General features: G+C 42.8%; 7 protein-coding genes and 1 pseudogene. 4 read left to right on the plus strand and 4 right to left on the minus strand.

Annotated elements, in window-relative coordinates; translation table 11 throughout:
• Positions 1–72: 72 nt before the first annotated feature.
• Entirely contained in the window at positions 73–1,011 is a 939-nt protein-coding gene (locus tag T515_RS12270; RefSeq protein ID WP_036611595.1) for a flavodoxin family protein, read from the plus strand.
• A 212-nt stretch (positions 1,012–1,223) separates the two neighbouring features.
• Positions 1,224–1,691, plus strand: a complete 468-nt coding sequence (locus T515_RS12275; protein ID WP_036611597.1) for a hypothetical protein — start codon at positions 1,224–1,226, stop codon at positions 1,689–1,691.
• A 403-nt stretch (positions 1,692–2,094) separates the two neighbouring features.
• On the opposite strand, the gene T515_RS12280 is transcribed toward T515_RS12275, so the two are convergent.
• The 4 genes from T515_RS12280 to T515_RS17410 form a co-directional block, all read right to left on the minus strand.
• Positions 2,095–3,144: an alpha/beta hydrolase gene (locus T515_RS12280; RefSeq protein WP_036611600.1), complete on the minus strand. Its 1,050-nt coding sequence runs from the start codon at positions 3,142–3,144 to the stop codon at positions 2,095–2,097.
• Between the two features lie 58 nt (positions 3,145–3,202).
• Positions 3,203–4,585, minus strand: a complete 1,383-nt coding sequence (locus T515_RS12285; protein WP_036611603.1) for a YfcC family protein — start codon at positions 4,583–4,585, stop codon at positions 3,203–3,205.
• Between the two features lie 124 nt (positions 4,586–4,709).
• Positions 4,710–5,648, minus strand: a complete 939-nt coding sequence (locus T515_RS12290) for a LysR family transcriptional regulator (protein WP_036611606.1) — start codon at positions 5,646–5,648, stop codon at positions 4,710–4,712.
• A 12-nt stretch (positions 5,649–5,660) separates the two neighbouring features.
• Positions 5,661–5,813, minus strand: coding sequence for a hypothetical protein (locus T515_RS17410; RefSeq protein WP_155988373.1), 153 nt, complete (start codon positions 5,811–5,813; stop codon positions 5,661–5,663).
• Positions 5,814–6,036: 223 nt separating this feature from the next.
• Between T515_RS17410 and T515_RS18565 the strand changes: the two are divergent.
• Positions 6,037–6,111: pseudogene (locus T515_RS18565) on the plus strand (hypothetical protein); the annotation flags it as partial.
• A 446-nt stretch (positions 6,112–6,557) separates the two neighbouring features.
• Entirely contained in the window at positions 6,558–7,478 is a 921-nt protein-coding gene (locus tag T515_RS12295) for a hypothetical protein (RefSeq protein ID WP_036611608.1), read from the plus strand.
• The last annotated feature ends 240 nt before the right edge of the window (positions 7,479–7,718 follow it).

A 7,718-nucleotide genomic window follows, 5' to 3' on the forward strand; every position in this document is an offset into this window, starting at 1 on the left:
CAGTGTCTTATACAAAAATACCGTCAGCCTCGCAAAACGAATACCAAGGGCTGACGTAAACAGGAGATTTATATGAAGATTTTAGGTTTATCTTTCGGAACAAGAAACGGCAACAACGATACTATGTGCCGCGTTGCTCTCGAGGAGGCACAGAAGCTTGGTGCAGAGATCGAGTTTATCCACGTATTTGACTGGGATATCAAGTACTGCTCAGGCTGTGTTGCATGTTCAAGAGGTCTTGTTATGGGTAAGGGCATGATCTGTTCACAGAAGGACGATTATGCAGCGCTTTTTGACAAGATGGCTGAGGCTGACGGTGTACTGGTTGTTGACCCTATCTATGAGTCAGGCGGGTCAGGACTTTTCCATGTCGTATGTGACCGTATGGGTCCGGGACATGATCTCGGAATGCTTTTCATGGCTGATGCAAAGCTTAAGGAGCAGGGAAAGGAAGGACTCGATCCAAAGTATCTCAGAAAGAAGGCTATTTCTTTCGTTGGAATCGGTGGTTCCGACTGGGCATGCCGCGTAGAGACAGATCACGCAATGCTTGCCATGAGCCCTTCATGGACAGTTATCGACAATGACTGGTTCTCATGGTCAAAGGATGTCATCATGCAGGATGACAAGATCGAGAGAATGAAGCAGATCGCACGTAATCTCGTTGAAGCAGCAAAGGATGTGGACAATGCCAAGTGGCAGGGTAAGGAAGGCGCATGTCCTCATTGCCAGGGCAACAACTTCTATATCTTCCCGGGCACAACTCACTGCGTATGTGAGCTTTGCGGACTTGAGGGAACACTTGAAGTAGTCAACGGTGCTTTCAAGTTTAAGTTTGACCCTGCCGACGAGCACAAGGCTCACGATACCATCTCGGGAAAGAAGCTTCACGGCGATGATATCTTCAGAAATGAAGGAAGACTCATGAACCTTAACAAGGATCCTGAGTTCAAGGCACGTAAGATGCACTACACAGCAGTCTGCGCACCTACACCAAGCCCAAGCAAGTAAGATCGATGCTGAAATCGGCATCACAGAACATATAATTCCTAAGCATTACTTCAGACAGGTAATGCCATAGCCATCAGATGGCTGAGGGCCGGTATGCATGCTTATCGGACGTACTGCCGTCTGGTGCAGTATTTTTCAATACAGATCACATGGAATGAGTATTCCTTAATAGAACAGTCAATAACTGTCATATTTTACAGGAGATTAATCATATGGAAAAGCCAAGCTTAAAATTCTTTATAGTTTTCAATCTGGTCATGAATATTCCACTGGCAACAGCCATGTCCATCGGTGGAATGCTTTTTTCGGGTAATGCTGACAAGCTCCTTACCCCGGCTCTTTTAGTAAATATTTTACTGGGATTTGTGTTTGCATGCATCGTCAATGCAGCTCTTCCCATCCCCCTTATCGCCATAAGTTTTCCTAAATTATTTAAGATAGAGCCTGAAAGTGTTCCCGGAAGGATTCTCGGAAATGTACCGGTGGTATTTATCTTCGTGATCATAATCGGACTTGTTATGAATTTTGCCAATGTCCAGGTATTCGGAGGAGCTCCGTTCCCTGCGTTTATCTTTGCATTCCTTGGCACCTTCATTCCGATGTATGTACTTTGTTTTGTGGTTGCCATGATATTTATCCCCATCGCACAGGGCGCAGCAGGCAAAAGTGTTGCTGCATAATGAGTGCAAGACAGGAAAGCGCGGTCATCGAAACTGATGACTGCGCTTTTTCTTTATCTACAAGCGTTCTCATATATTGACGCAAAATTCCCCTACAGCGTGACCGATGTTAAATAAATGACATTGAGTCACACAACCGGGGAATTCGTTATAAAACCATAATTTTTAATGAGTGTTAACGCTCGTCAGAATTTTCTAAACTAAGATTAAGGACTCCACTTCCGGCTTGATCCAAAAAAGAAGTCTGCAAACCGTCGAAAGATGCGAATGAATCACTTCCAATTTGTTTCAAACTGTTGTCAGATTCAAATTGAATATCTTGCAGTGGGGTAAGTCCCATAAGAGAATCTGCAGCCGTTATAGTCTGGGTTCAACCACTCGCATTTGGAAAAAGTTCCATCTGTCAAAGATCTGCTTCTTCAAGCATGCTCAAAATGAGACCTGCAACTTCAAGGCTATTTTTCTCGAGCATCATCATGTGACCGTTTCCGTGAATGCCTCTATTTTCCAGACGCACAAATTGATGCGGAACACCGCACTGTTCCAGAACACGGCTTGTCAGATGATCGTATCCTGCATGATATGAGGATTCACTGACAACGATCCATATTGGAATACCAGCAAGACGGGGAAGCTGTGGAGCCGGTTCCTGAAAAATCCAGCCGGAGTTGATGCCGGGTGTATCCGAAGTAAGAAGTTCAAGTCTTATATCTTCGGGTGAACTGATCTCAGGTTCATAATGCAGTGGAAGATCTGCAATACCGAAGTTTTGTGAAACCGGGACGTCTGTATTCATAGAGAACGGAGGTCCGGATGGTTCCAAAGCCATTATTCCCTTAACAAGCTCCGGACATGCGTCTGCCAGAAGCCACCCGAACGGTCCTGCCTGTGAATGAGTGAAAAGAATGGCAGGTCCTGTATCTTTCAGAAGTTTTGTTCCTGCAGACAGCATGAGACGCTGGGATTCTTTGTTGGACGGAAGATACTCAACCTGTGAAGCAATAAACTGACGGTCTGTTTCGTCATCGAATGCAAGGCTTCCTTCCCCAGGCCACTGGGTATGAAGTTTTGACTGCGGCCAGCTGCCGTTATCAGCCATGAACCGTTGCAGTGATTCCAGGGAATGATAGATCCTCGGTCCATTTTGATCGGGATGATATGCAGAACGACCGCGGGAAGGTTGTTCGCACAGATATACGGCATATCCTTTGGAGACGAACCAGTCTGCCCATCCCATTCTTCCGTCCGGCGTCATCAGCCAGTTAACATTTGTCTGACCTGCTCCGTGGAACATGATAATAGGCCACGGTTTTGTCTGTGTTACGGGAAAGAAAGCTTCTACATACATCTGATTGTACATATGCTGTTTTCCGGAATCACGAATTATATCACCTTCGATATAGAAAATACTTTTTGATCCGACAAAACTCTGATCGATTTTTTTGATTTTCATGTGATTTCTCCTGTTTTCTGCAATACTCAGAAGTTTGTTTGAATTCTGAATACTTGAATTAATAACCCATCTGTGCCGCGATGATCAGAAGGATACTTCCGACCACACACCAAATTGCAAACAGTTTAATAGCATATTTGAACCATTTTGTGAACGGAATGTTTGCACATCCGATAAAGCCCATCGTTGCTGCAGCATGCGGCAGAATAAAGTTGCAGAATCCATCGCCAAAGTTGAATGCAAGAACAGCGGTTTGGCGGGAAATACCTACGAGGTCTGCCACCGGAATGAAGATCGGCATAGTTACAGCAGCCTGGCCGGAACCGGATGTGACAAAGAAGTTTATAATGACGTGCATGAAGAACATAACAGGAGCCTGAATGATCTTCGGAAATAATCCAAGGGCACTTGCCAGGGCATTGACGACCGTATCCATTACACCACCGGCAGAGAGAATTCCGGAAATGGCATAGGCGAAGCCGAGCAGGATTCCAGTTGTTGCCATGCCTTTAGCACCGTCGCAGAACTTTTTGCACATATCGTCAACAGGCATACGGTAGACTATACCGGAAAGAACACCCATGTACATAAAGATGGAAGACGAAATCGCGAAGCTCAGAGTGGAGAAGATAGCGGTATAAACCATGTATATAATGCCTATAGCAACAACGATTGCAACAGGAATATGTTTTTTCTCGAATTTCGGAACATTTTCAGGATCAAATGTTCCAAAATCAAGCGGTGTGCCGTAAACAAGACTCTGCTCAGGATCTTTTTTGACCTTTTCACCGTAACGTACTACGAATAGGATTGTCACTATCAAGAAAGGAATCATGCAGAACAAACGGTAAGCCATACCTGAGAAAACCGGAAGTTCGGCAATTGCCTGTGCGGTACCAGTGTTTGAGAGATTCATTGCACCGCAGGAGAATCCGACAGCGCCTCCGAGCATGATGATTGAAATACCGACTATTGCATCATAACCCATTGCCATTGCAACGATAATGCCAAGAGGAGCGAAGGGAATGAAATAATTCAGGTTGATCGGAATGCAAAGCAGAGCGAACACGACCATAAGAAAAGCAACGATCAGCCATTCTTTACCCTTTGCTTTTTTGCTTAATGTACATGCAGCACCCTGAAACATGTTGGTGGACAGAATGATTCCAAGTCCGCCGCCGGCACACATAAGTGCGAAAATGATCTGAGCTGCGCTCTGCAGCCCCGGGAATACATAATCCAAAACTTGCAAAGGATTAACCGGCGTCTTTTCAATAAGATGATAACTTCCCGGTACGACTACAGTTCTTCCGGTGTCGTCCTTGACTCTTTCAAATGTACCTCCAGGTATCAGATAAGTCAAAACAGCGGCTGCTACCATTACAGCTAAAATGATGGCCAGCGAATGAGGGACTTTGAACTTTCTTTTATTCTCTTTCATTTATTTTTCCTCCATGATCTTTTCATTTTCGACTCCTCATTACAGGATTTCTTTATAAATAAAGGTTAGCCGAGATGTAAAAAAAAGGAAAATATATGAAATGAATCCTAAAAATAGGAATAACTTATTCTTCGATGTATTTGGTTTCTTTCAGAATGCGGATTGCTTCTTTCCTGAGCGGATCAGGATACTCCTGTTTCCTGTAATAGATGTAGTTTGACCAATAACCGTGCAGTGAGGAATCCAGAGAGAATGAAACAAGCTCCGGAAACCGGTGAATATTCTGCTCTATATATTTTTCAGGCAGGATGACCAGTCCAACAGCCTGCGCAGCAAGAGCCCAAGCACCCGGAAAGCTCTGTGTGGAGAGCAGTGCTTTCGGTGAAATACCCGCTTCATGGAAGATATGATCAGTTATGCGGCGTATGCGTTGATTATCGTTAAAAAAGATGAACGGTAGATCCTTCAGTTTTTGTAAATCAGCAGGTTCATTGTAGGAGATACCCACCTTATTCAAAATACTTCTGTTTCCGATCAGACGAAATCTTTCAATTTCAAGGAGATCTCTGCAGATATCTTTGGCATAGTTCTCTTTTATGCCCAAATATTCAGATGGATACTCATGCGCAATGATGATATCTATTTCATGCCCCTTCAGCATATCCAGAAGATCCGTTGTCCGTTTTTCCACGAGCTTGATCTGTGCATCAGGATAAAGCTGACTGAATCGTTTAACAAAAGCCGAAAAATAGATCAATGTATTGTACCAGGAAGCTCCAAGTGCAAGATGCCCGTTCATGGGATCCTTCATCTTTCTGAGATCCTCCCGGAATGTTTCAATCCTGGAAGAAACATCACGAGCCATATCAATATACAATTTCCCGGCATCAGTAAGATCCAGACCGTATTTTCTCCGAGTAAACAGTCTTGTATCCAGTTCTATTTCAATCTTCCTGAGACATTGTGTCAAAGAAGGCTGGCTGATATTAAGCCGTTGGGCAGCATGTGTAATGTTTTTTTCTTCAGCGATTGCAAGAATATATATTAGTTCCTGTTCAGTCATGATGTTCTCCGCTTATGCATGATTTGAAAACTCTCTGTGAGTATTATAAAGGGTATGCGCATCGCCGATAAAGGCGAATACACCGTTTTTGACCACCGCAGCTATTGCTGTCGGACGCCTGAGATCCATGGTGATGATGTTGTCCAAAACAAGTGTTGGTTGCATGATATTAACCTCCTATATTATTCAGTGGTAACAGTTCAGCCGGTGGACCAAGGGGACGGACTTAGTGGTCCATTATATATCTTCTCCATGATCATTGCATTAACAAGCGAGATAAACACTGCCCAAATGAATATAAGGATCGATACCCTCGGAAGCAGGATCACGGCTGTCAAAACCAATAAAGCTGTTTTGATAAAAAGCTCCCCTCTGTTTCTATGATGCAAAGAGAGATCAGACAAAGAATAAATTAGCGCAAACAACAGATATTCAAAAAAGTACCACCACTCAACATTTATAGCGCTTAGGTCTGTTATCAAAGCAAGGACAGATACGATGTTCAAACAACAAAGAGGCAGGGATAAAGCCTCATTGTATAAGCCTTATCTCTGCCTCTTCTGCTAGTTCAGTTTCTTCAAATTCAATGATTTATATTTAATGGTGACAGGAACCACTGTCTGCGTTTATCTTTGCATTCCTTGGCACCTTCATTCCTATGTATATTCTCTGCTTTGTGGTTGCCAAGATATTTATCCCCATCGCACAGGGCGCAGCAGGAAAATAAAAAACAGGGTTGTCGCATTGCGGCAGCCCTATTTTATGTCTTAATAATGTTTAAAGAATTTCTGTTTATTCGGTTAGTTTCATGTCGTTCTGTTAATTATGGATTGACCTTAGAAACAGAGAATGATAAAACTCTTGAAATAAGATTGAGTAGTCAATGATATTTTCAGAAAAGAAGGTTTTATGGAATTTCAGGAATACGCAGAACATTATTTTGATATGGAGAAAGCTATCCCCTACTTTTTGATATGCTTTGCAGCTCTTCTGGTTGTTATGGGCATAATCCTTGTTATTGCAAGGATCAGAAAAGAACTGGACAGGAAGAGTTCTGAGGGCGAGTATATAGACGAATCTGATATGGGCGCCTTTGATTCGGAAAATGCATATGGGGATAATGTTTACTCTGAAGATGATGACTTAAGACCGGATGCACGCACGCAGCAGTACTATAGGAGACGCTCACGAAGACGTCAGGGTTCATTGAGGCGTCAAATTGATATACGTCCATTTGTCTTTATTGAGTCTTTTTATGAAATGGCATTTGCAAGTACTGCGGTGTTGCTGCTGCTAAGTCTCTATTACATCATCAATGACCGTATAAATCTAAGGGAAGTACATATGCTTTGGGATACCTACAAAGACTGGATTCTGGTGGCATTTCTTATAGTATCTATGGTCATGAACCGAATCTTCGACCGCCTGCTTGTGAGACTCAGATATATAGATGCAAAGCAGCGGGCCGGTATACGGCTTCTGAGTTCCATATATGTCATACTGATACTTGTATATATCTGCTTTATCTATCAAAGTCCGAATTATGGAAGCATCATCATTTATTTTGTGATGATGGTTATCGGCAGACTCTTTTATTTTGACGTAACCTGGGAGAATTTCAGAGGAGATATCATCAGTATCTGGAAAAATCTTCCGATACTGTTTATGATGATTGCATATTCAGGCTTCACCATCTGGTACGGTTTCCATAGCGGGTTCTTATGGAAGTCGAACGGTGTGCTTGTATCGACTCTGATAGCACACATTTTTATGGATGTTGGTATAGTTATCATTCATCATCTCAGGCTTGTGAGATGGATTCTTGGATAAAATGCTGTGGTTAAGACTTTTCTTTGGCACATAGCCGGAGAAAAGTCTTTTTCTGTCTTAAGGATTCATATATAGTCTCTATTTTATCTGTCATACATAACGCCTTCAATTGACCATATACCCTTAAATCGGATATTATTTATATATAACTCAAACTTCCCACACCCAAAAGGTGTGATGCACCTTGAAAACTCTATACTTCAGACAATAAAAAAGGCATAGGTCACTTTCAAATAAGGT

It is taken from the genome of Oribacterium sp. P6A1, assembly GCF_000702885.1.
Classification (GTDB): Bacteria; Bacillota; Clostridia; order Lachnospirales; family Lachnospiraceae; genus Oribacterium.